The organism is Acidovorax sp. GW458-11-26-14-TSB4 (assembly GCF_059423865.1).
Window position 1 is genome coordinate 970350 of the sequence record NZ_JBWKYR010000001.1, and the last position, 21704, is coordinate 992053.

General features: G+C 67.3%; 22 protein-coding genes. 11 read left to right on the forward strand and 11 right to left on the reverse strand.

The window, feature by feature from the left end; translation table 11 throughout:
- The first annotated feature begins 221 nt into the window (after nucleotides 1-221).
- From AC07X5_RS04670 to AC07X5_RS04680, 3 genes are all read left to right on the forward strand, one after another.
- Complete coding sequence (locus tag AC07X5_RS04670) at nucleotides 222-950, forward strand: pseudouridine synthase (protein ID WP_494769467.1); 729 nt, start codon at nucleotides 222-224, stop codon at nucleotides 948-950.
- 205 nt (nucleotides 951-1155) lie between these two features.
- Entirely contained in the window at nucleotides 1156-2397 is a 1242-nt protein-coding gene (locus tag AC07X5_RS04675) for a lipase family alpha/beta hydrolase (RefSeq protein WP_494769203.1), read from the forward strand.
- A gap of 104 nt (nucleotides 2398-2501) precedes the next feature.
- Entirely contained in the window at nucleotides 2502-3440 is a 939-nt protein-coding gene (locus AC07X5_RS04680) for an exopolyphosphatase (protein ID WP_409960272.1), read from the forward strand.
- An 8-nt stretch (nucleotides 3441-3448) separates the two neighbouring features.
- On the opposite strand, the gene AC07X5_RS04685 is transcribed toward AC07X5_RS04680, so the two are convergent.
- Nucleotides 3449-3946 carry an aquaporin gene (locus AC07X5_RS04685; RefSeq protein ID WP_494769204.1) on the reverse strand — a complete coding sequence of 166 codons (498 nt, stop codon included), beginning with the start codon at nucleotides 3944-3946 and terminating at the stop codon, nucleotides 3449-3451.
- Nucleotides 3947-4063: 117 nt separating this feature from the next.
- Between AC07X5_RS04685 and htpG the strand changes: the two genes are divergently transcribed.
- Complete coding sequence (gene htpG / locus AC07X5_RS04690; protein WP_494769205.1) at nucleotides 4064-6040, forward strand: molecular chaperone HtpG; 1977 nt, start codon at nucleotides 4064-4066, stop codon at nucleotides 6038-6040.
- Nucleotides 6041-6115: 75 nt separating this feature from the next.
- Here htpG and AC07X5_RS04695 read toward each other — a convergent pair whose 3' ends face one another.
- From AC07X5_RS04695 to AC07X5_RS04730, 8 genes are all read right to left on the reverse strand, one after another.
- On the reverse strand, nucleotides 6116-6421 hold the full coding sequence (locus tag AC07X5_RS04695; protein ID WP_494769206.1) for a hypothetical protein: 306 nt from the start codon (nucleotides 6419-6421) through the stop codon (nucleotides 6116-6118).
- A gap of 125 nt (nucleotides 6422-6546) precedes the next feature.
- On the reverse strand, nucleotides 6547-7572 hold the full coding sequence (locus AC07X5_RS04700) for a serine/threonine protein kinase (protein ID WP_494769207.1): 1026 nt from the start codon (nucleotides 7570-7572) through the stop codon (nucleotides 6547-6549).
- Between the two features lie 25 nt (nucleotides 7573-7597).
- Nucleotides 7598-8683 carry a DUF2855 family protein gene (locus tag AC07X5_RS04705; RefSeq protein ID WP_494769208.1) on the reverse strand — a complete coding sequence of 362 codons (1086 nt, stop codon included), beginning with the start codon at nucleotides 8681-8683 and terminating at the stop codon, nucleotides 7598-7600.
- 120 nt (nucleotides 8684-8803) lie between these two features.
- A complete protein-coding gene (locus tag AC07X5_RS04710; protein ID WP_494769209.1) occupies nucleotides 8804-9184 on the reverse strand; it encodes a DUF1304 domain-containing protein in 381 nt (126 codons plus the stop codon).
- Between the two features lie 3 nt (nucleotides 9185-9187).
- Nucleotides 9188-9604 carry an organic hydroperoxide resistance protein gene (locus AC07X5_RS04715; RefSeq protein ID WP_494769210.1) on the reverse strand — a complete coding sequence of 139 codons (417 nt, stop codon included), beginning with the start codon at nucleotides 9602-9604 and terminating at the stop codon, nucleotides 9188-9190.
- A 70-nt stretch (nucleotides 9605-9674) separates the two neighbouring features.
- Nucleotides 9675-10142: a MarR family winged helix-turn-helix transcriptional regulator gene (locus AC07X5_RS04720; RefSeq protein WP_409960267.1), complete on the reverse strand. Its 468-nt coding sequence runs from the start codon at nucleotides 10140-10142 to the stop codon at nucleotides 9675-9677.
- 186 nt (nucleotides 10143-10328) lie between these two features.
- Complete coding sequence (locus tag AC07X5_RS04725; RefSeq protein ID WP_494769211.1) at nucleotides 10329-11150, reverse strand: crotonase/enoyl-CoA hydratase family protein; 822 nt, start codon at nucleotides 11148-11150, stop codon at nucleotides 10329-10331.
- A gap of 82 nt (nucleotides 11151-11232) precedes the next feature.
- Nucleotides 11233-12081 carry a 3-hydroxybutyryl-CoA dehydrogenase gene (locus tag AC07X5_RS04730; protein ID WP_409960265.1) on the reverse strand — a complete coding sequence of 283 codons (849 nt, stop codon included), beginning with the start codon at nucleotides 12079-12081 and terminating at the stop codon, nucleotides 11233-11235.
- A 125-nt stretch (nucleotides 12082-12206) separates the two neighbouring features.
- On the opposite strand from AC07X5_RS04730, the gene AC07X5_RS04735 reads away from it, so the two are divergent.
- Nucleotides 12207-13796, forward strand: coding sequence for a GMC family oxidoreductase (locus AC07X5_RS04735; protein WP_494769212.1), 1590 nt, complete (start codon nucleotides 12207-12209; stop codon nucleotides 13794-13796).
- A gap of 162 nt (nucleotides 13797-13958) precedes the next feature.
- Nucleotides 13959-14714 (forward strand): hemerythrin domain-containing protein, encoded by a 756-nt coding sequence (locus AC07X5_RS04740; protein ID WP_409959024.1) that lies wholly within the window; start codon nucleotides 13959-13961, stop codon nucleotides 14712-14714.
- Between the two features lie 7 nt (nucleotides 14715-14721).
- Here AC07X5_RS04740 and AC07X5_RS04745 read toward each other — a convergent pair whose 3' ends face one another.
- Nucleotides 14722-15543: an ABC transporter permease gene (locus AC07X5_RS04745; protein ID WP_494769468.1), complete on the reverse strand. Its 822-nt coding sequence runs from the start codon at nucleotides 15541-15543 to the stop codon at nucleotides 14722-14724.
- Between the two features lie 26 nt (nucleotides 15544-15569).
- A complete protein-coding gene (locus tag AC07X5_RS04750; RefSeq protein ID WP_409959022.1) occupies nucleotides 15570-16313 on the reverse strand; it encodes a diguanylate cyclase domain-containing protein in 744 nt (247 codons plus the stop codon).
- A gap of 179 nt (nucleotides 16314-16492) precedes the next feature.
- On the opposite strand from AC07X5_RS04750, the gene AC07X5_RS04755 reads away from it, so the two are divergent.
- The 5 genes from AC07X5_RS04755 (at nucleotide 16493) to AC07X5_RS04775 (ending at nucleotide 21673) form a co-directional block, all read left to right on the forward strand.
- On the forward strand, nucleotides 16493-17713 hold the full coding sequence (locus AC07X5_RS04755; RefSeq protein ID WP_494769213.1) for a sensor histidine kinase: 1221 nt from the start codon (nucleotides 16493-16495) through the stop codon (nucleotides 17711-17713).
- Nucleotides 17710-18396 (forward strand): response regulator, encoded by a 687-nt coding sequence (locus tag AC07X5_RS04760; protein WP_409959018.1) that lies wholly within the window; start codon nucleotides 17710-17712, stop codon nucleotides 18394-18396. The genes AC07X5_RS04755 and AC07X5_RS04760 overlap by 4 nt, the downstream gene beginning before the upstream one ends.
- A gap of 146 nt (nucleotides 18397-18542) precedes the next feature.
- A complete protein-coding gene (locus AC07X5_RS04765; RefSeq protein WP_494769214.1) occupies nucleotides 18543-19946 on the forward strand; it encodes a CmpA/NrtA family ABC transporter substrate-binding protein in 1404 nt (467 codons plus the stop codon).
- Nucleotide 19947: 1 nt separating this feature from the next.
- Nucleotides 19948-20817 carry a nitrate ABC transporter permease gene (gene ntrB / locus AC07X5_RS04770; RefSeq protein WP_409959014.1) on the forward strand — a complete coding sequence of 290 codons (870 nt, stop codon included), beginning with the start codon at nucleotides 19948-19950 and terminating at the stop codon, nucleotides 20815-20817.
- A complete protein-coding gene (locus AC07X5_RS04775) occupies nucleotides 20807-21673 on the forward strand; it encodes an ABC transporter ATP-binding protein (protein ID WP_409959012.1) in 867 nt (288 codons plus the stop codon). Before ntrB ends, AC07X5_RS04775 begins: the two co-directional genes overlap by 11 nt.
- Nucleotides 21674-21704 lie beyond the last annotated feature (31 nt).

The following is a 21704-nucleotide window of genomic DNA, read 5'->3' on the forward strand; positions in this document are numbered from 1 at the left end:
AGGGCAAGGCCGAACCGCCTCTCCGCCCCGCGGCACGGCCCGCCAAGCCGCCAGCGCGCGGCAACGTCTGGCGTGCGGATGCCGCGCCGCCGGCCGCTCCCCGTAGCGCCGCGCAGGGTGCAGGCGGCCGGCCACCGGGCCCGGGTGCTGCACCTGCGCGCGCGCCGGTGCCGGTCAAGCGCCCGGCGGCGGCCGATGGCAGCGCGCGCCTGAACAAGCGCATGGCCGAGCTCGGCCTGTGTTCGCGCCGCGAGGCCGACGACTGGATCGCCCACGGCTGGGTCAAGGTCAATGGGGAGGTGGCGCCCATGGGCCTGCAGGTGCTGCCTACCGACCGCATCGAGGTGGACAATCGCGCCCAGGGTCAGCAGGAGCAGCAGGTCACCATCCTGCTGCACAAGCCCATGGGCTATGTGAGCGGGCAGGCCGAGGACGGCCACACGCCGGCTGTGGCGCTGATCAACCCCCGCACCCACTGGCGCGACGACCCGGGCCGCATGCGCTTTTCGCCGCCGCAACTGCGCGGCCTGGCACCGGCCGGCCGGCTGGATATCGACTCGGTGGGCCTGCTGGTCCTCACCCAGGACGGGCGCGTGGCGCGCCAGTTGATCGGCGAGGACTCCACGGTGGACAAGGAGTACCTGGTGCGCGTGCAGTACGGCGAGATCGCCACCGACGTACAGGCCGCGTTCCCGGCCGCGCAGCTGGCGCGCCTGTGCCATGGCCTGGAGCTCGACGGCCAGCCGCTCAAACGCGCCAAGGTGGAGTGGCAGAACCCTGAACAGCTGCGCTTCGTGCTCACCGAGGGCAAGAAGCGCCAGATCCGCCGCATGTGCGAGCTGGTGGGCCTCAAGGTGGTGGGGCTCAAGCGCATCCGCATCGGCCGGGTGACGCTGGGCAACCTGCCGGTGGGCCAGTGGCGCTACCTTTTGCCGCACGAACAGTTCTGAGAGGCTGAGAACCTTTCGCCCATGCCCGCCTTGCACGCCAAAACACCCCGGCTCGTCGTTGCAAATGCTCGCCATAGCCCGAGCCATGGCTGCGCTTTGCGCCTGGATCCGAGGCGTTTTGACGCGCCCCACGGCCACGGCCAAAAAATTCCCAGCCTCTGAGTCATGCGCGGCTCCTGCCACCTTTCATTGACCGGAGCCTGCCATGCCATCCAAACCCTCTCCCGCGCGTGCCCTGCGCCAGCTGCGCCCCTCCGACCTGCGCGGCGCGGCCCGCCTGGCCGCCCAGGCCACGGCCAGCATCAGCCGCGTGGCCGAAGGGGTGCACCAATCCGTGCTGGGCACCATGGGCCTGCCGGGCGGCGCCACGCCGGGCCGCACGCGCGGCCTGACCGGCATGGTCTATGGCAGTGTGCGGGGCATCACGCGCCTGGTCGATGCGGGCCTGCAGGCCGCCTTGTTGCGGCTCGAGCCCTTCATTGCCGCGCCGGAGGCGGCACAGGAAGTACCGCGCGAGCGCCTGGCCGTGCTGGCGGCACTCAATGGCGTGATGGGCGACCGCCTGGCCGAGGACGGCAACCCGCTGTCCACCGCCATGGGCTTTTACCAGCAGGGCCGCCCGCTGGACCCACCGGCCCTGGGTGTGGTGGGAAGGGCTTCGGGCCACCTGCTGGTGCTGGTGCATGGCCTGTGCATGAACGACCTGCAATGGGCGCACGAGGGCCATGACCATGGCGCCCATCTGGCGCAGGCGCTGGGCTGCACGCCTGTGTACCTGCGCTACAACACCGGGCGGCACACCTCCACCAACGGTGCCGAGCTGGCGCGGCAACTGCAGGCACTGGTGGCGGCCTGGCCGGTGCCGGTCACGCAGCTGAGCATCGTGGGCCACAGCATGGGCGGGCTGGTTGCGCGCAGTGCCTGCCAGCAGGCAGAGCAGGCGGGCTTGCCCTGGCGCGGCCTGCTGCGGCACCTGGTGTGCCTGGGCACGCCGCACCATGGCGCGCCGCTGGAGCGTGCCGGCCACTGGGTCGACCGGCTGCTGGGCAGCACCCCGTACTCGCGCCCCTTTGCCCGGCTGACGCGGCTGCGCAGCGCCGGCATCACCGACCTGCGCCATGGCCATGTGCTGGATGCCGACTGGCAGGGCCGCGACCGCTTCCGCAAGAGCCCGGACACGCGCACCCACGTGCCATTGCCGCAAGGGGTGTTGTGCTGTACCGTGGCAGCAACGCTGGCCGCGCAGCGCAGCCCGGTGGCCGAACGGCTGGTCGGCGATGGCCTGGTGCCGCTGCACAGTGCCCTGGGCTGGCATGATGACCCTGCGAGGCGGCTGGAATTCGCACGAGCCCAACAGTGTGTCGTGCACCGGGCCGGGCATTTGCAACTGCTGGCCGATGCGCGTGTGGCCCGACAATTGGTGCGCTGGCTGGAGCCGGCAGGCTGAGCCGGGGTGCCGGCTGTCGCCTTTATTTGCGCCGCTACGCCAACCGGGGCGCGGGCATTGCTACCATCGTGCCATTGGCGCCGCATGTAACAAGGAGAAACACAGTGAGTGACAAAAAGAAATACCGCCTCGTGACCCGCAGCGACTTCGACGGCCTGGTATGTGCCGTGCTGCTCAACGAGCTGGACCTGATCGACGAGATCACTTTCGTGCACCCCAAGGACATGCAGGACGGCAAGGTACCCATCACCGAACGGGACATCACCACCAACCTGCCCTACGTGCCCGGTGCCCACCTGGTGTTCGACCACCACGAGTCCGAAACCATCCGCAACTCGGGGCGGCGCGACAGCAACCACATCATCGAGGCACATGCGCCCTCGGCGGCGCGCGTGGTCTACAACCACTACGGCGGCAAGGCGGCCTTCCCGCGCATCACCGACGAGATGATGGCGGCGGTGGACCAGGCCGACTCGGCCCAGTACTCGCGCGAGGACATCCTCAACCCCGAGGGCTGGGTGCTGCTCAACTACCTCATGGACTCGCGCACCGGCCTGGGCCGTTTCCGCGAGTTCCGCATCAGCAACTACGCGCTGATGATGGACCTCATCAAGTACTGCCGCGACCACAGCATCGAAGAGATCCTGGCGCTGCCCGACGTGCAGGAACGCGTGGCGCTCTACCGCGAGCACGCCCCCAAGGCCAAGGAGCAGCTGCTGCGCTGCGCCATCAAGATCGGCAACCTGGTGGTGCTGGACCTGCGCGACGAGGAGACCATCTGGGCGACCAACCGCTTCATGATCTATGCACTGTTCCCCACGGCCAACATCTCCATCCACATGATGTGGGGGTTGCAGAAGCAGAACACGGTGCTGGCCACCGGCAAGTCCATCCTGGACCGCAGCAGCCAGACCCACGTGGGCAACCTGATGCTGGAGTTCGGCGGTGGCGGCCATGCCGCCGCAGGCACTTGCCAGGTGGCCAACGACAAGGCCGACACCATCCTGCAGGCGCTGATCCAGCGCATCACGCTGGACCGCTGAGTTCCTGCTCAGTCTTCGCCGAACAGCACCCGGTACAAAGCGCCGCCGAGCAGCGCGCCGGCCAGGGGGGCGGCCCAGAAGGCCCACAGCTCGGTGAGTGCGTACTCCGGCCTCAACAGGGCCAGGCCGGTGCTGCGCGCCGGATTGACCGAGGTATTGGTCACAGGGATCGAAACCAGGTAGATCAGCGTGAGGCACAGGCCGATGGCCAGCCCGCCCGCGCCCTCGGCCGCCCGGCGCGAGGTGGCGCCCAGGATCACGATGAGGAAAACCGCGGTGAGCACCACCTCGGTCAGCAGGCCGTAGCCATCGGGGGAATGTTCGCCATAGCCATTGGTGGCAAAGCCGCCGCCAGCACGGCACTGCCGCAGCCGCCGAAGGTGAGCCCCGCCGCAGCCATGGCCGGATCTTATGGCGGCAAAATGGCGCGAACCAGCGCCAAAGTCGCGCCAATTGTCAACAATGCTCGGTAAGCTGCACGCGGTGCCGAGGGCGCCGCGAAGCATGCCGCAGCAACGCACTTGCCGTGGGCCCCTTGAAATCGGAAGACATGACCCGAATTGAGCACGCGCGAACGTGCTTTAAACGTTCCCCAGACTGTACGAAAGCCCAATCCAGAGACCATGAGCAACAAACAAACCCTGTCCTTCCAGGCCGAAGTGGCCCAGCTTCTGCACCTGGTGACCCATTCGCTGTACTCCAACCAGGAAATCTTCCTGCGCGAGCTGATCTCCAATGCCTCGGACGCCTGTGACAAGCTGCGCTTCGAGGCGCTGAACAACAATGCCCTGTACGAAGACGCACCCAACCTCGAAGTGCGTGTGTCCTTCGACCAGGCCGCCAAGACGCTGACCATCACGGACAACGGCATCGGCATGACGGCGCAGGAAGCCATCGACCACCTGGGCACCATCGCCAAGAGCGGCACCAAGGACTTCATGGGCAAGCTCTCGGGCGACCAGAAGGCCGATGCCCAGCTCATCGGCCAGTTCGGCGTGGGCTTCTACTCCGGCTTCATCGTGGCCGACAAGATCACCGTGGAGTCGCGCCGTGCCGGTGTGCCGGCCGAAGAAGGCGTGCGCTGGACCAGCGGCGGCACGGGCGACTTCGAGGTCGAGGCCATCACCCGCGCAGCGCGCGGCACCAGCATCATCCTGCACCTGCGCGAAGAGGCCGAGGAGTATCTCAACGCCTGGAAGCTCAAGTCCGTCATTGCCAAGTACTCGGACCATATCAGCCTGCCCATCCTGATGGAAAAGGAAGAGTGGAAAGACGGAGAACTGATCAACCCGTCGGACGAAAACGGCGGCCGCCAGCCCGGTGGCATGGCCAAGACCGGCGAGTGGGAGACCATCAACAAGGCCAGCGCCCTGTGGACGCGTCCCAAGAAGGACATCAGCGAAGAGCAGTACCAGGAGTTCTACAAGGCCATCAGCCACGACCACGAGGCCCCGCTGACCTGGGCGCACAACCGCGTCGAAGGCAACACCGAGTACACGCAGCTGCTGTACATCCCTGCCAAGGCGCCGTTCGACCTGTGGAACCGCGACAAGAAGGCCGGCGTGAAGCTCTACGTCAAGCGCGTGTTCATCATGGACGACGCCGAGGCGCTGATGCCCACCTACCTGCGCTTCGTCAAGGGTGTGATCGACTCGGCCGACCTGCCGCTCAACGTGAGCCGCGAGCTGCTGCAGGAAAGCCGCGACGTGCGCTCCATCCGTGAAGGCTCGACCAAGCGCGTGCTGTCCATGCTGGAAGACCTGGCCAAGCACGACACGCACGCAGCCGCCGCTGGCGACGATGGCGTGACCGATGTGGTCGATGCCGACGACAAGGCCAAGGAAGGCAAGTACACCGCGTTCTATGCCGAGTTCGGCTCGGTGCTCAAGGAGGGCCTGGGCGAGGACTTCGGCAACCGCGAGCGCCTGGCCAAGCTGCTGCGCTTTGCCAGCACCACCAGCGACACGGCCACGGTCAGCTTTGCCGACTACAAGGCGCGCATGAAGGAAGGCCAGGAGGCCATCTACTACATCACCGCCGATACCCTGGCCGCCGCCAAGAACAGCCCGCAGCTCGAAGTCTTCAAGAAAAAGGGCATCGAGGTGCTGCTCATGACCGACCGCGTGGACGAGTGGGCGCTGAACTACCTGCACGACTTCGACGGCACGCCGCTGCAAAGCGTTGCCAAGGGCGCCGTGGACCTGGGCAAGCTGCAGGACGAGGCCGAGAAGAAGGCCGCCGAAGAGGCCGCAGAGGCCTTCAAGCCCCTGCTGGCCAAGCTCAAGGAAGCTCTCAAGGACAAGGCCGAGGATGTGCGCGTGACCACGCGCCTGGTCGATTCACCGGCCTGCCTGGTGGTTCAGGACGATGGCATGAGCACCCAGCTGGCCCGCATGCTCAAGCAGGCCGGCCAGCCGGCGCCCGAGTCCAAGCCCGTGCTGGAGGTGAATGCCGAGCATGCCCTAGTCAAGAAGCTCGAAGGCAGTGTGCACTTCCATGACCTGGCGCACATCCTGTTCGACCAGGCACTGCTCGCCGAAGGGGGCCTGCCGGCCGACCCTGCGGCCTACGTCAAGCGCGTGAACGCTCTGCTGGCCTGATAGCGAGCCCGCCCTGGCTGGCCTCCGGCCAGGGCGTTCAGGTGTTCTTTCCCGGCGCGCACCGCGCGCAGGCAATCACTCGTCTTTTGCCTTGGCCATGATGCGCGCGTGAACCGCATCGCGTTGTGTCGGCTCCGCCTCGATCAGCAGCTTGAGCAGGCCGTCCGGCAGTTCCGTGTACTGGCGCCGGTCGTTCTTGACCGGCACATTGCGCCAGCCCGAGAGCACCATCCAGTTCCACAGGTCACGCGAGATGGGGTCGGTGACATTCATCTTGATGTCGCCGCGGATGATGGCCGTGCCCACGGCGGGAATACTGCCCACGGGCGCAGGGCGGCGCTGCTGGCGGATGTTGAGCAGGTTCCTGAAAACGTCTTTCATGGTGAGAGCCGGGGTGCGGTAGCGGATATGCCGACAAGCATATACGAGTCAAATCCCCATCCCAAGCGCCCGATGGTTACAAAGCGGGACCGCGCCTTGTCTCCTGGGCCGCGTCCCTGCCCGGGTCAGGCATAGAGCGGTTCCTCTTGCATGGCCTCGCACTGCTCGATCAGCATGTCCACCTGGCCACGCCAGTAGTCGCTGCTGCCGAACCAGGGGAAATTCACCGGAAAGATCGGATCTTCCCAGCGGCGCGCCAGCCAGGCGCTGTAGTGGATGAGGCGCAGCGTGCGCAGCGGCTCGATCAGTGCCAGCTCGCGCCGGTCGAAGCTGCGGAACTGCTCGTAGCCGTCCAGCAGGGTGCTCAGTTGCAGGGTGCGCTGGCTGCGATCGCCCGACAGCAGCATCCACAGATCCTGCACCGCGGGGCCCATGCGCGCGTCGTCCAGGTCCACGAAGTGCGGGCCCCCCCCGGGCAGGTCGGTGGGGGTCCAGAGGATGTTGCCGGGGTGGCAGTCACCATGCAGTCGGATGGGGCGGGCATCTGCCAGTCCGCTGGCGGCAACCAGGGCGAGCGCCTTGTCGCACTGCTCCTGCCAGGCCGATTGCATGTCGAGTGGGATCATGTCGTGGCCCAGCAGCCAGTCGCGCGATGCCGTGCCAAAGCCCTGCAGGTCCAGCGCCGGCCGGTGCACAAAGGGCCGGGCTGCGCCCACGGTGTGGATGCGCGCGAGAAAGCGGCCAATCCATTCGAGCACATCGAAGTCGTCGAGCTCGGGCCCGCGCCCGCCGCGCCAGGGACTCACGGAAAAGGCAAAGCCTTCGTGCGCGTGCAGGGTGCCGCCATGGAGCACCATTGGTCCCACGGCGGGCACCTCGGCCCCCATCAACTCGGCGGCAAAGGCATGCTCCTCAAGGATCTGCGCATCGGTCCAGCGGCTGGGGCGGTAGAACTTGGCCACCACGCGCTGGCCGTCTTCCAGCGAGACCTGGTAGACCCGGTTCTCATAGGACGACAGGGCCATGAGCCGGCCGTCGCCGTACAGACCCACGCTGGCCAGTGCGTCCAGCACCTGGTCGGGGGTGAGGCGCGCATAGGGGTGCTGATCGGGGGCGTCGGCAGGCGTGTCGTTCGGGGGCAGTCGGTTCATGCCCCGATTGTCCCCTGTACAGCGATCAGAGGCCGGCCATGTGGCCTTGGCGCGGATCGCCACCGCCCGCCAGCACGGCGGCAAACAGCGCCTGCACGGCATCCGGTCCCTGGTGCTGTTGCACCTGCAGCCAGGGCGTGGGCGGCGCCTGCACCGCTATGGCAAAGGCCTGCCAGGCAGCCACCAACCGCTCGTTGAGCACCTGGGCGCCCCAGTCGTCGCGGCGCTTCTTGATTTGCGCGGGGGCGAAGAACATGGTCGGTCGCGGGCCGGGCAACTGGCCGGCACCACCCAGGTCGTTGACATGGCTGGCACCCACGGCGCAGCTATAGGCCAGGGCGGAAAAGCGCTGGTGGACGGCTTCGCGCACTGCCACGCTGCCCGCAAAGTCGATGTAGACGCAGGGCGTGGCCGCGTCGATGGTCTCCAGCTGGTCATAGGCCACCACGCGGTCGTAGCAGCCCAGGCTTTCGCAGAAAGCCACGTTGCCGGGCGAGGTCAGCCCGATCACCTCCAGGCCGTCGCGCTGCGCGAGCTGGAAGGCCGTGCCGTAGGCCGTCTTGCTCGATGCGCTGGACAGCAGCAGGCGCCGGGCGCCGAAAAACTGCTGGTCGGCCAGGAAATCGTCGATCAGCCACGAGGTGACGAACAGCGGGCGCAGCAGGGCCTGCACGTCTTCGGTGTCCGGCGTGTAGAACGGGTCGGTGTTGGTGCGCACGTACTGGTTGTACACGGCATGCAGCTTAGCGCGGTGGTCCGCGCCGTCGTAGAAACCGGTTTCGGTCAGCCGCGCGGGGGTGAGCACGGCGTGGGTGGACATGGGCCAGTAGCCATAGAGCCGCTCGCCCACGGCCACGCCGGGGTGCAGGGACTGCACCACCGTGCCAAAACCCCACACGGGCACGATGCCCCAGCCCGTCTCGTCCGACGGGAAGAACTGCCAGTACTCCAGCATGCCGCCCATGGCCGCATAGGTGATGTTGTTGGCCGTGAGCGCAAAGCGCTCCACGCGCACGCGCACCTGGCCATCGGCCAGCGGAACATCCTGCGTGGTGCGCAGGGCGGTATGGGCCAGGGCGTCCTGGCGCACGAGGAGGGTGGTTGTGCTCATGGCCGCACGCTAAACGAATCCGCAGCGGCACTCAAGCACGCTGGAGCACCTGCGCGACACCTGCCCAGCAAAAAGCCCACCAGCGTGCGCCAGTGGGCTTTTTGAATGGCAATGGGCAGATCAGGCGTTGCGGGCCGAAGGCTTGTCCAGTGCCAGCACCAGGGCCAGCGCAATGATGGCGGGCAGGGCCTGGGTGTAGAAGATCTTGGGCACCGCCGTGGCGCCGCCGTACACACCGGCCACGATCACGCAGGCCAGAAAGAAGATCTTGAACAGCCGGTTGCTGGTGATGAGGCCAAAGAACAGCCCAGCCGACAGGAAGCCGTTGTACAGGCCCTGGTTGGCGGCCAGCGTCACGGTGGCATCGGCGAACTCCTGGGTCAGGTTGAAGGTCTTCAGGCCCAGGGGCTTGTTCCAGAAGAACATCTCCAGCACCAGGATGTAGGCGTGCTCGATGGCCACCAAGGCCACTGCGATGCGGGGTAGCAGCAGCCGGCCCATTGCTTACGCCAGCGTGATGGTCACGTCGATGTTGCCGCGCGTGGCGTTGGAGTAGGGGCAGACCTGGTGGGCTGCGTCCACCAGCTTCTGGGCCGTGGCGGTGTCCAGGCCGGGCAGGCTGACCTTCAGGCGGGCGGCGATGCCGTAGGCGTTCGGGATGGGGCCCAGGTCGACTTCTGCGTCGATGGACACGTCCTGTGGCACTGGGATGCCGATCTTGCCGCCGACGGCCTTCATGGCGCCGATGAAGCAGGCAGCGTAGCCCGAGGCGAACAACTGCTCGGGGTTGGTGCCGGTGCCGGACGTGCCGGGCGAGGACAGCTTGACATCCAGCCGGCCGTCGTCGGTCTTGGCGGCGCCATCGCGGCCACCGGTGACGTGGGCCTTGGCGGTGTAGAGGACTTTTTCGAGTTGCGTCATGGTGTCTTCCTTTGCAGTGGGTGAATGAATGTCCTGAATGCGGACGGGGTGGGAACGAAAAGAAATGGATTCAGCGCGGCGGCTGGATCCGGTCGCGAAAGGTTCTGAGCTGCCCGGTCAGAGCAGTCAGTTCGGGCACGGTGCACTGGCTGGCTTCGAGCACGCAGGGCGGAATGGCCTCGGCCTTGTCGCGCAACGCCCGGCCCGGGGCCGTGAGGCTGATGCGCACGCGGCGCTCGTCCTGCGCATCGCGGATGCGGGCGATCAGGCCCGAGGTTTCCAGGCGCTTGAGCAACGGTGTCAGGGTGCCGGAGTCAAGGAACAGGCGCTCGCCGAGTTCGGACACCGTCACGCCGTCCTGCTCCCACAGCACCAGCATCACCAGGTACTGGGGGTAGGTCAGGCCCACGGTCTCCAGCAGCGGTTTGTACAGCTTGGTCATCGCCAGCGAGGCGGAGTACAGCGCGAAGCACACCTGGTTGTCCAGGCGCAGCAGGGCTGGGCTGGGGGTGTGGGTGGTGGGGTTGCTGCGTGCCATGGGGTGAATTGTGCGCCGTATTTAAATTGTGCGCAATTGAATTGTGTAATCTTTTGTTGCGGCTATGGGTTCTGTGGAGGGGCGCTGACGGCCCGGATCGAAAATGCTATTCACGCACGGCGCGCGTGCGTGTGCAAGTGCCCTTTGGCAACAGGGCGTGGCGTGGCGGCGGCTGGGCGGGGACTGTCAGCGGCCCGTGAAGCGGGCAGGGCGCTTCTCGACAAAGGCGCGCACGCCCTCAGCTGCGTCCTCGCTGTTGGCCAGTTGTTTCTGCACCGGAATGAATTCGGCCACGGCGGCGGCCTGGCCCTGCTCGATGGCCTTGAGCACGTTGAGCCGGGTAGCGACCACCGCCAGCGGGGCCTGGGCCTCGATGCGCTGGGCGATGGCCAGGGCCTCGCCGAGCACCTGGGCAGCGGGCACCACCGTCTGCACGAAGTTCAGGCGCAGCGCCTCGGCGCTGCCGAACTCGTCGGCCGTGAGCAGGTGCAGCAAGGCGTTGCCGGTGCCGGCGCGCTCGGCCATTCGCAGCGTGGCACCGCCCGTGGCCATGATGCCGCGCTGCACCTCCATCTGCGAGAAGCGGCAGTCGTCGGCCGCGACCACGATGTCGGCGCCCAGCATCAACTCGATGCCCACCGTGAAGCAGATGCCCTTGACCGCCACCACCATGGGCTTGGTGCGGCGCCGGTAGCCGGGCAGGCCATAGTCGTGGGGCTCCACCAGGCCCTCGGGAATGGCCTTCTCGCCGCGCTGCATGTAGGCGCTGACGGCCGGCAGGTCCAGCCCGGCGGTGAAGTGGTCGCCAAAGGCGTGCAGCACGCCAACGCGCAGGTCCGGGTCATCGTCGAGGCGGGTGTAGGCCTCGGCGAGCTGGCGGAACATGGGCGGCGTCCAGCCATTGCGCTTGGCCGGACGGTTGATGCCGATCAGCAGCACATGGCCGAGCACCTGGGTGTCGATGCAGCCTTCGGCCGGGGGCGTGGTGGGGGTGATGTCGTTGGTCATGGGCGCTGAGGTCTCCTTGCCCACGATTGAAAACCCAATGGAATCCATGCGCCGTCCCGAGAGGGACAGCACACGGGGCTGGTCAGTAGGTGTAAACGCCCTGGCCGGTCTTGCGGCCCAGGCGGCCGGCGGCCACCATTTCCTTGAGCAGCGGGCAGGGGCGGTACTTGCTGTCGCCGAACTCGGTGAGGTACACGTCCATCACGGCCAGGCACACGTCCAGTCCGATCATGTCTGCCAGGGCCAGCGGGCCGATGGGCTGGTTGCACCCGAGCTTCATGCCCGCGTCAATGTCCTCGGGCGTGGCCAGGCCTTCGGCCAGCACGAAGAAGGCCTCATTGATCATGGGCACCAGGATGCGGTTGACCACGAAGCCGGGCGCGTTCTTCACGGTGATGGGGCTCTTGCCCAGGGCCTCGGCCAGGGCCTTCACGGCGTCGTGCGTGGCATCGCTGGTCTGCAGGCCGCGGATGATCTCCACCAGCGCCATCATGGGCACGGGGTTGAAGAAGTGCATGCCGATGAAGCGGTCCGCGCGCGAAGTGGCAGCGGCCAGCTTGGTGATGGAAATCGACGAGGTGTTGGAGGCGATCAGCACCTCGGGCGCCACCAGCGCATCCACCTGCTTGAGGATCTTGAGCTTGAGCTCGTAGTTCTCGGTGGCGGCCTCGATCACCAGTTGGGCCGCCTTGAGGTCGTCGTAGCTGGTGGAGGCTTTGATGCGCGCCAGGGCCGCATCCTTGTCGGCCGCCGTGATCTTGTCCTTCTTGATCAACCGGTCCAGGCTGCCGGCCACGGTGGCCAGGCCTTTTTGCACTGCCGCATCGGAGATGTCCACCATCACCACGTCGATGCCCGACACCGCGCAGGCCTGCGCAATGCCGTTGCCCATGGTGCCTGCGCCGATGATGCCAACGGTTTGAATCGTCATATAGAGAGCTCTCTTCAAAGTGAAACGGATGGTCGCCATGGTAAGCCGAATCGCACGCCCGTTCGGTTATGGTCCGTTGCAGCCCGCGCCGCCAAGCATCCGCGCGGGCCTGGAGACAAGAAACCATGTTCGACTACATCGTGATCGGGGGCGGTTCGGCCGGTTCCGTCCTGGCCGGCCGGCTCACCGAAGACCCCGCCGTGCGCGTGTGCCTGCTCGAAGCAGGCCCTGCCGACAAGAGCGTTCTGATCCACTGCCCGGCAGGCCTGGCCGTGATGGCCAAGTTCGAGCTCAATGGCTGGGGCCAGAACACCGTGCCGCAGACGGCGCTCAACGGCCGCCAGGGCTACCAGCCGCGCGGCAAGGTGCTGGGCGGTTCGAGCTCGATCAATGCCATGGTCTATATCCGTGGCCAGCATGCCGACTACGACCATTGGGCCGCGCAGGGTAACCCCGGCTGGGGCTGGGAGGACGTCAAGCCCTACTTCCTCAAGGCGGAAAACAACGAGCGCGGTGCTGACGCCTGGCATGGCCAGGGCGGTCCGCTGAACGTGGCCGACCTGCGCTCGCCCAACCGCTTCAGCCAGTTCTTCACCGAGGCCGGCGTGCAGGCCGGCCACCCGCACAACAGCGACTTCAATGGCGCCACGCAAGAAGGCGTGGGCATGTACCAGGTGACCCACAGGAATGGCGAGCGCCACAGCGCGGCCAAGGGCTACCTCACGCCGCACCTGTCGCGCAGCAACCTGCAGGTGGTCACCGGCGCACACGCGACACGCATCCTGTTCGAGGGCAAGCGCGCCGTGGGCGTGGAGTACCGCCAGGGCGGCGCGCTGCACGAGGTGCGCGCCAGCCGCGAGGTGCTGCTCAGCGCGGGTGCCTTGCTCTCGCCGCAACTGCTCATGCTGTCGGGCGTGGGCCCGGGCGAGCACCTGCAGCGCCATGGCATTGCGGTGCTGCATGACCTGCCGGGCGTGGGCCAGCACCTGCACGACCATCCTGATGTGGTGCAGGTGCTCAACGCCCCGGCGCTCAAGGACCTGTTCGGCATCTCGCCTTCTGGAATGCTGGCCCAGTTGCGCGGCGTGCTGGAGTGGCGCCGCAGCCGCACCGGCATGCTGACCACCAATTTCGCCGAGGCCGGGGGCTTCATCAAGAGCGACCCGGCCGAGGCCGCACCCGACCTACAGCTGCACTTTGTGATCGGCAAGCTCGTGGACCACGGCCGCAAGACCGTGTTGGGCCATGGCTACTCAGCCCACGTGTGCCTGCTGCAGCCGCGCAGCCGGGGCTCGGTGTCGCTGGCCACCAGGGACCCCATGGCCCTGCCGCTGGTGGACCCGCGCTTCCTCGCCGATGCCGACGACATGCAGCGCATGGTGCGCGGCTTCCAGCGCCTGCGCGAGATCCTGGCCCAGCCCGCGCTCGCGCGCTTCGGTGCGCGCGAGCTGCCGGCGTCGGCCGGCGCGCAGACCCCGGCGCAGATCGAGCAGTTCATCCGCCAGTACGCGGACACCATCTACCACCCGGTGGGCACCTGCCGCATGGGCCCGGGCCCGCTCGACGTGGTGGATGCGCAATTGCGCGTGCACGGCCTCGCCGGCCTGCGCGTGGTGGACGCGTCCATCATGCCGCGCATCGTGAGCGGCAACACCAACGCGCCCACGGTGATGATCGCCGAGAAGGCCGTGGACATGTTGCGCGCCGCAGCGTGAGGAATGTCACGCCGCGGCCTGCGGCAGGGCGCTGAAAGCGGAAGTTGTTCACAGGCGAAAACGCCGCGCTTTCCTAGACTTCTTTCGTCGGCTGCAGATGCATGGTGCATCTGGCCGAACACCGCGAGAGGCGGTGTGGCAACTTGAAAGAAGAACACTGCGATGAACATCGACCCCCGCGAAATCTCGGCCCTGATCTCGGCCCACTCCGATCCCTTGGCACAAGCCGGCGCGCCGCGCATGGACATGTATGCCGGCATCCACAAGGCCCTGCGCGCCGTGATGGCGCACACCCTGCTGGCCCTTGGCCGCATGGACGTGGCGGATGACGAAGAGTTCGCCAGCCACTGCGAGCGCGTGATGGACCTGCTGGACCTGTGCCGCTCGCACCTGCAGCACGAGAACACCTTCGTGCACACGGCCATCGAGGCGCGCGCCCCGGGTGCCGCCCGCATGCTCGAAGGCGAGCATGGCGAACACGAAGCCGCCATCACGGCCCTGGCCGCTGGCGTCACGCAGCTGCTGGGCTGTGCGCCCGCAGCGCGGCCCATGGCCACCCAGGCGCTGTACCGCCAGCTGGCGCTGTTCATCGCCCACAACTTCGAGCACATGCATGCCGAGGAAACCTCGCACAACAGCGTGCTGTGGGCGCACTACAGCGACGAGGAACTGGTGGATGTGCACAACGCGCTCGTGGCCTCCATCCCGCCCGAGGAGATGATGGCCATCCTGCGCTGGCTCGTGCCCTTCATGTCCCCGCCCGAGCGCACGGCCCTGCTGGCCGACATGCGCGCGCATGCCCCTGCACCGGTGTTCGAGGCGGTGCTCGCCAGCACCAAGCCCCACCTCACGCCCTACGAGTGGATCAAGCTGATGCGCAGCCTGGACCTGTCGGCCGAGACCGCACCACCCTACTGAAGCCGCTTCAGCTGCGAAAGCGCTTGCGGGTTAGCGCCATGGCCACCCAGAACGCCACCACCGTGGTCACCACCAGCACCAGGCCGTGGCGCCAGGGGTGGGCGGGCCACTGGTCCATGAACAGCGGGCGCACCAGTTCGACGGCATTGGTCAGCGGCAGACAGTCGGAGATGGCGCGCACGATGGGTGGAAGTTGCTCGCGCGGGAAGAACACGCCCGAGAGGAACATCATGGGCGTGAGCACCAGCGTGAAGTAGTAGGTGAAGAAATCGTAGCCCTTGGCCAGCGCGTTGAAGATCAGCGCGATGCTCGAGAACATGATGCCCACGCCCAGCAGCACCGCCCAGGCCACCAGCAGCTTGGGGCTGTGGCTGATGCCCAGCGCCAGCATCACCCCCAGGATGGCGGTCACGGTGAACAAGGCCTTGAATGCGGCCCAGAGCATCTCGGCCAGCACCACATCGTCAAGGCGCACGGGGGCGTTCATGATGCCGTCCCAGGTCTTTTGCACATGCATGCGCGAGAAGGCCGAGTACAGCGCTTCGAAGCTCGCCGCGTTCATTGCGCTCATGCAGATCGAGCCACTGGCCAGGAACAGGAGGTAGGGCACATGGATGCTGCCGCCATCGGCCGTGGCCACGGGCACCTGTCCCACCAGCGTGCCCATGCCGTAGCCAAACGCCACCAGCCACATCAGCGGCTCGGCGATGTTGCCCACCAAGCTGGGGATGGCCAGCTTGCGCCAGACCAGCATGTTGCGCAGGAACACCGGCCACCAGCGTGCCGACAGCACGGGTGGGCGCCAAGGGGAGGGGGTGGGCGGGGCCATGCCGCCCGGGGCCGTGCTTGCCATGGTCAGGCCGCCGGCGCGTAGCACCAGCGGTTGCGGCCGTTGCGCTTGGCTTCGTACAGTCCGGCGTCGGCATGGGCGATGAGCTCATCCACGCCGCGCCCATGGTCCGGGAAATGCGACAGGCCGATGCTGGTGCCGATGTCCGCGCCGCCGACGGCGAGCTGGAAGCGGTCGGTCAGCGCCGCCACCATGCGGTTGGCCACACGCTGCGCATCGTCCGGGCTGGCGCCGGGCAGGACGCACAGGAACTCGTCACCGCCCAGGCGGGCCAGGGTGTCGCCCTCGCGCAGGCAGCCGCGCAGGCGCTGCGTCACCAGGCACAGCAGCTCGTCGCCTGCGGCATGCCCCATGGTGTCGTTGACATGCTTGAACTTGTCCAGGTCGAGGAACAGCACTGTGAGCAGGCCGTGGCGCGTGTTGGCGTCGGTGAGCGCCTGGCGCAGCCGGTCGCGCGCGATCATGCGGTTGGGCAGGCCGGTGAGCGGGTCCAGGTTGGCGGCTTCCAGTTCCCGGCGGGTCTGGTCCAGATCGGAAATGCGGCACTCGAGCTCGAACTCGCGTGCCTCCAGCTTGACCACCATGTGCGCGAAGGCTTCGGCCAGGCGCGCCTGCACGCTTTCCTCGGGGCGCTCGCCGGTCATGTCCATGAGCGGGCCGATGGCGCGCAGGTCACCTTGCTGGGCAATGCGCTGCATCACGTCGCACAGGCGTTGCAGGAAGGGGTCGTCGATCTCGGCGGGTGTCACAGGATGTTCTCCTCGTTGCGGCAGGCAGCATGTTAGTGGCTGCCGCAGGCGTGTGCCAGTCCGGTTCCCATCCGGTCTCGATTTCCCCGGGCGGCGCAGCAAGGCAGCCGCCCACCCCGGCGCGCTCTGCGAGAACGGAGCCGGCGCTCAGGCATGGGCATTGCTTGCCCGGCCGTGCCATGGAGACAAGCCACAACGCCGCCACGCCGCCGCCCGATCCCGGGGCCGACGTGCCCTGGGAGCAGCGTCTGCGCCTTTTGCTGGATTCGACCGACGAGGGCGTGTTCGGCATCGATCTGGCGGGCAACTGCCGCTACATCAACGAAGCAGGGGCCCGCATGATCGGCTTGCCGGCCGATGCGTTGCTTGGGCGCAACATGCATGCGCTGACCCACCACACGCATGCCGACGGCAGCGTATACGCCGAAGCCGACTGCCCGATCTTCAACGCCTTCCGCCGCGGCATGCCCTGCCGCCTGGACAACGAAGTCTTCTGGCGCGCCGATGGCCGCAGCTTTGCCGTCGAATATTCGAGCCACCCCATCGTCGAGCAGGGCGCGGTGTGCGGGGCCGTGATCGCCTTCGCCGACATCACCGGTCGCAAGCGCGCCGCCGAGGACCTGCAGCAGGCGCACGACGCCCTGGCGCGCGCCAATGACGGGCTGGAGCGCCGCGTGGCCGCGCGCACGCGCGAGCTGACCGAGGCGCTGGAGCAGTTGCGCGAGCTGTCCGCCTATTCCGAACAGGTGCGCGAGGACGAGCGCACGCGCATCGCACGCGAGGTGCACGACGAGCTGGGCAGCCTGCTCGTGGCCCTCAAGATGGACGTCAACTGGCTGCACAAGCGCCTGGGCGAGCAGGGCGAGCGCACCCCCGAGGCCGCGGGCGACATGCGCCAGCAGATGCGCTGCAAGTGCCAGAACATGAGCCGCCTGATCGAGACTGCGGTGGACAACGTGGGCCGCATCATCACCGACCTGCGCCCCAGCATCCTGGACCACCAGGGCCTGTGGGCGGCGCTGGAATGGCAGGCGCAGGAATTCGCCCAATCGGCCGAGATCGCGCTCGACTGGCGCTGCGTGCCGCCGCCGGGCGACCTGCCGAAGGCTGCGGCCATGGCGGTTTTCCGCATCTTCCAGGAAATCCTGAGCAACGTCGGCCGGCATGCGCGCGCCGGTTCTCTGGCGGTGGACATCGGCCTGCGCGAGGGCTGGCTGCAGATGCGCGTGCAGGACGACGGCGTGGGCGCGGCGCCCCAGGCGCTGGAATCGCCCACCGCCTATGGTGTGATGGGCATGCGCGAACGCGCGCGCCAGCTCGGCGGGCGCCTGGCCATCACCAGCGCGTCCGGCGCCGGCTCCTGCGTGCTGCTGGAAGTGCCCTGGGAGCCGGTGCCATGAGCCGCCCCATCCGCGTGCTGCTGGGCGACGACCACCGCATCGTGCGCGAAGGCCTCAAGCAGGTGCTGGCCGACCCGGCCAATGGCAAGCCAGAGATCGCCGTGGTGGCCGAAGCCATCGACGGCACCGAGGTGCTGGCCCGGGCCGAAGCCCTGGGCGGGCAGGCCGGGCTGGACGTGGTGCTGCTGGACATTGCCATGCCCGGGCTCGACGGACTGGAGGCCCTGCAGGCGGTCCGTCGGCGCTGGCCCGAGCTGCCCGTGCTCATGCTCAGCACCTACCCGGAGCGCCAGTACGCGGTGCGCTGCATCCAGATGGGCGCGTCCGGCTACCTGCACAAGAGTGCCGACCCCGACGACATGGTGGCCGCGGTGCGCAAGGTGGCAGCGGGCGGCCGCTACCTTACGGAGGCCACGGCCCAGGCGCTGGCCGGTGCGGTGGAGCGCACCGGCGTGGTGCGATCAGCCCAGCAGGGCTTGCCGGCCGGGGTGGACGCGCTATCGTTCCGGGAGCACCAGGTGTTCCGCCTGCTCACTGCGGGGCAGAGCGTGAGCGAAATTGGTGCGCAGCTCAAGCTTGCGCCCAACACCGTGAGCACCTACCGCGCCCGCATCCTCGAAAAGACCGGCGCGCGCAACGACGTGGAGCTGGCATTGCTGGCGCGCGGCACGCCCGCCGAGTGATTTCGGGGCCTCGCAGGCCCGATTTGTAGTGCTGCCCCTACACGGTGTAGACACCGCACCCACGAATTCATGACGACAGGCCGCTTGGGCCCGCAACTGGCCCGTGCCTTGCGTAGCGGCTGGCATCAACTTCACCGAGGTGTGCCATGTCTGAATTCTTCTCGCCTTTCGATGCCGACCGCCCGTTGATGCTCAAGTGCAGCTGCGGCCGCGACCACACGGCGGCGGACCACCATGCCGAGGTGTCGGCCGACGCCGCAGCCGCCACCCTGCGCCAGCGCAGCCTCACGAGCGAGTTCGAGGCCTACAGCAACGAATTCATCGAGGCCACCCTGGTCAAGGCCCTGTTCCCGCAAGACGCCGTGCGCCGCCGCTTCATCAAGGCCGTGGGCAAGGGCACGGCCATGGCGGCCATCGCGAGCGTGCTGCCCGTGGCCAGCATGCAGGCCATGGCGCAGGAGAAGGGTGCGCTGGAGAAGACCAATCTCAAGATCGGCTTCATCCCGATCACCTGCGCCACGCCGCTGATCATGGCCCACCCGCTGGGCTTCTACAGCAAGCAGGGCCTGAATGTGGAGGTGACCAAGACGGCCGGCTGGGCGCTGATCCGGGACAAGATGATCAACAAGGAGTACGACGCCACGCACTTCCTCTCGCCCATGCCGCTGGCGATCTCCATGGGCCTGGGCTCCAACGCCACGCCGATGAACGTGGCCACCATCCAGAACGTGAACGGCCAGGCCATCACGCTCAGCCTGAAGCACAAGGACAACCGCGACCCGAAGAACTGGAAGGGCTTCAAGTTCGCGATTCCCTTCGAGTACAGCATGCACAACTTCCTGCTGCGCTACTACCTGGCCGAGGCCGGGCTCAACCCGGACACCGACGTGCAGCTGCGCGTGGTGCCCCCGGCCGAGATGGTGGCCAACCTGCGCGCGGGCAACATCGATGGCTTCCTGGGCCCCGATCCGTTCAACCAACGTGCCGTGTTCGAGGAAGTCGGCTTCATCCACCTGCTCACCAAGGACCTGTGGAACGGCCACCCTTGCTGCGCCTTCGGCACCAGCACCGAGTTCATCCAGAAGAACCCCAACACCTTTGCCGCGCTGTACCGCGCGGTGCTCACCTCGGCCGCGATGGCGCGCGACCCCAAGAACCGCGAGCTGATTGCCAAGGTGATCGCGCCCCAGGCCTACCTGAACCAGCCCGAGGCCGTGCTCAACCAGGTGCTCACCGGCAAGTTCGCCGACGGCCTGGGCAAGATCCAGAACGTGCCCGACCGCGCCGACTTCGACCCCATGCCCTGGCAGAGCATGGCCGTGTGGATGCTCACGCAGATGCAGCGCTGGGGCTACGTCAAGGGCGACGTGGACTACAAGCAGATCGCCGAGAAGGTTTTCCTCATCACCGACGCCAAGAAGCAGATGAAGGCCCTGGACCAGAAGGTGCCTGAGGGCGCCTACCCCAAGTTCACCATCATGGGCCGCGAGTTCGATGCCGCCAAGGCGGCCGATTACGCGAAAAGCTTCCCCATCCGCAAGGCAGGCTGACATGTCTCCGTCCAAGAACCTCAACCTGCGCGCGGGCCTGCTGTCCGTGCTGATCTTCCTGGTGGTGCTCGGCATCTGGTATGCGGCCACGGCTTCGTCCGGGGCCGCCAACAGCACGGCGGGCATGACGCCCGAGCAGATCGAGTACGCCAAGATGATGGGCAAGGACCTGGGCGCCGGCACCAAGGCCAGCGGCTTTCCTTCCCTGGCCGAGATGGGCACCACGGTCTGGGGCCATGTGTCCAACCCGTTCTACGACAACGGACCCAACGACAAGGGCATCGCCATCCAGCTCGCGCATTCGCTGGGCCGCGTGGCGCTGGGCTTCGGCCTGGCCTGCCTGGTGGCGATTCCGCTGGGCTTCGTCATCGGCATGTCGCCACTGCTGCGCCGCGCCTTCGATCCCTTCATCCAGGTGCTCAAGCCGATCAGCCCGCTGGCGTGGATGCCGCTGGCGCTCTACACCATCAAGGACTCGTCGATCTCGGGCATCTTCGTGATCTTCATCTGCTCGGTCTGGCCCATGCTGGTGAACACGGCCTTCGGTGTGGCCTCGGTCAAGCGCGAATGGCTCAATGTCTCGGCCACGCTGCAGGTCAACCCGCTGCGCAAGGCCTTCCTGGTGATCCTGCCGGCGGCGGCGCCGACCATCCTCACGGGCATGCGCATCAGCATGGGCATCGCCTGGCTGGTGATCGTGGCCGCCGAGATGCTGGTGGGCGGCACGGGCATCGGCTACTTCGTGTGGAACGAGTGGAACAACCTGTCGCTCACCAACGTGATCTTCGCCATCCTGGTGATCGGCGTGGTCGGCATGCTGCTCGACCTGTTCTTCGGCCAGTTGCAGAAGGTGGTGACCTATGTGGAGTGACATCGCCCAGCGCCCCGCCGCCTCAGCCCCTGACGCTCCGCAACGAAAGGCATCTTCCGTGACTCCCGGCTTCCTCCAGATCGACCGACTCAGCAAGGCCTTCGTGCCCGCCAAGCCGGTGTTCGCCGACGTGTCGTTCACGCTCGATAAGGGCGAGTTCGTCTGCATCATCGGCCACTCGGGCTGCGGCAAGACCACCATTCTCAACGTGCTGGCGGGGCTCGACACCGCCACCTCGGGCACCGTCATCATGGACGGGCGCGAGGTCGCAGGCCCGAGCCTAGACCGGGGCGTGGTGTTCCAGAGCCATGCGCTCATGCCCTGGCTCACGGTACGCCAGAACATCGCCTTCGCGGTCAAGTCGCGATGGCCTGACTGGAAGGCCGCCCAGGTCGATGCGCATGTGGAGAAATTCGTCGCCCTGGTGGGCCTCATGCCCGCCATCGACAAGAAGCCCTCGCAGCTGTCGGGCGGCATGAAGCAGCGCGTGGGGATTGCGCGCGCGTTCTCCATCCAGCCCAAGATGCTGCTGCTCGACGAGCCCTTCGGCGCGCTCGATGCGCTCACGCGCGGCACCATCCAGGACGAGCTCATGGCCATCGTGCGCCAGACGCAGCAGACGGTGTTCATGATCACCCACGACGTGGACGAGGCCATCCTGCTGTCCGACCGCATCTTGCTCATGAGCAATGGCAACGAGTCGCCCGCGGGCTACCACCCGGGTGGCATCGCCGAGGTGGTGGTCAACCCGCTGCCGCGCGAACGCACGCGCAGCAGCCTGCACCACCTGGACGGCTACTACGCGCTGCGCAACCACATCGTGGACTTTCTCGTCACCCGGGCGAAAGCCCACTGACCGCATCCGGCCGCCAGCCCCGCCGTGCCGC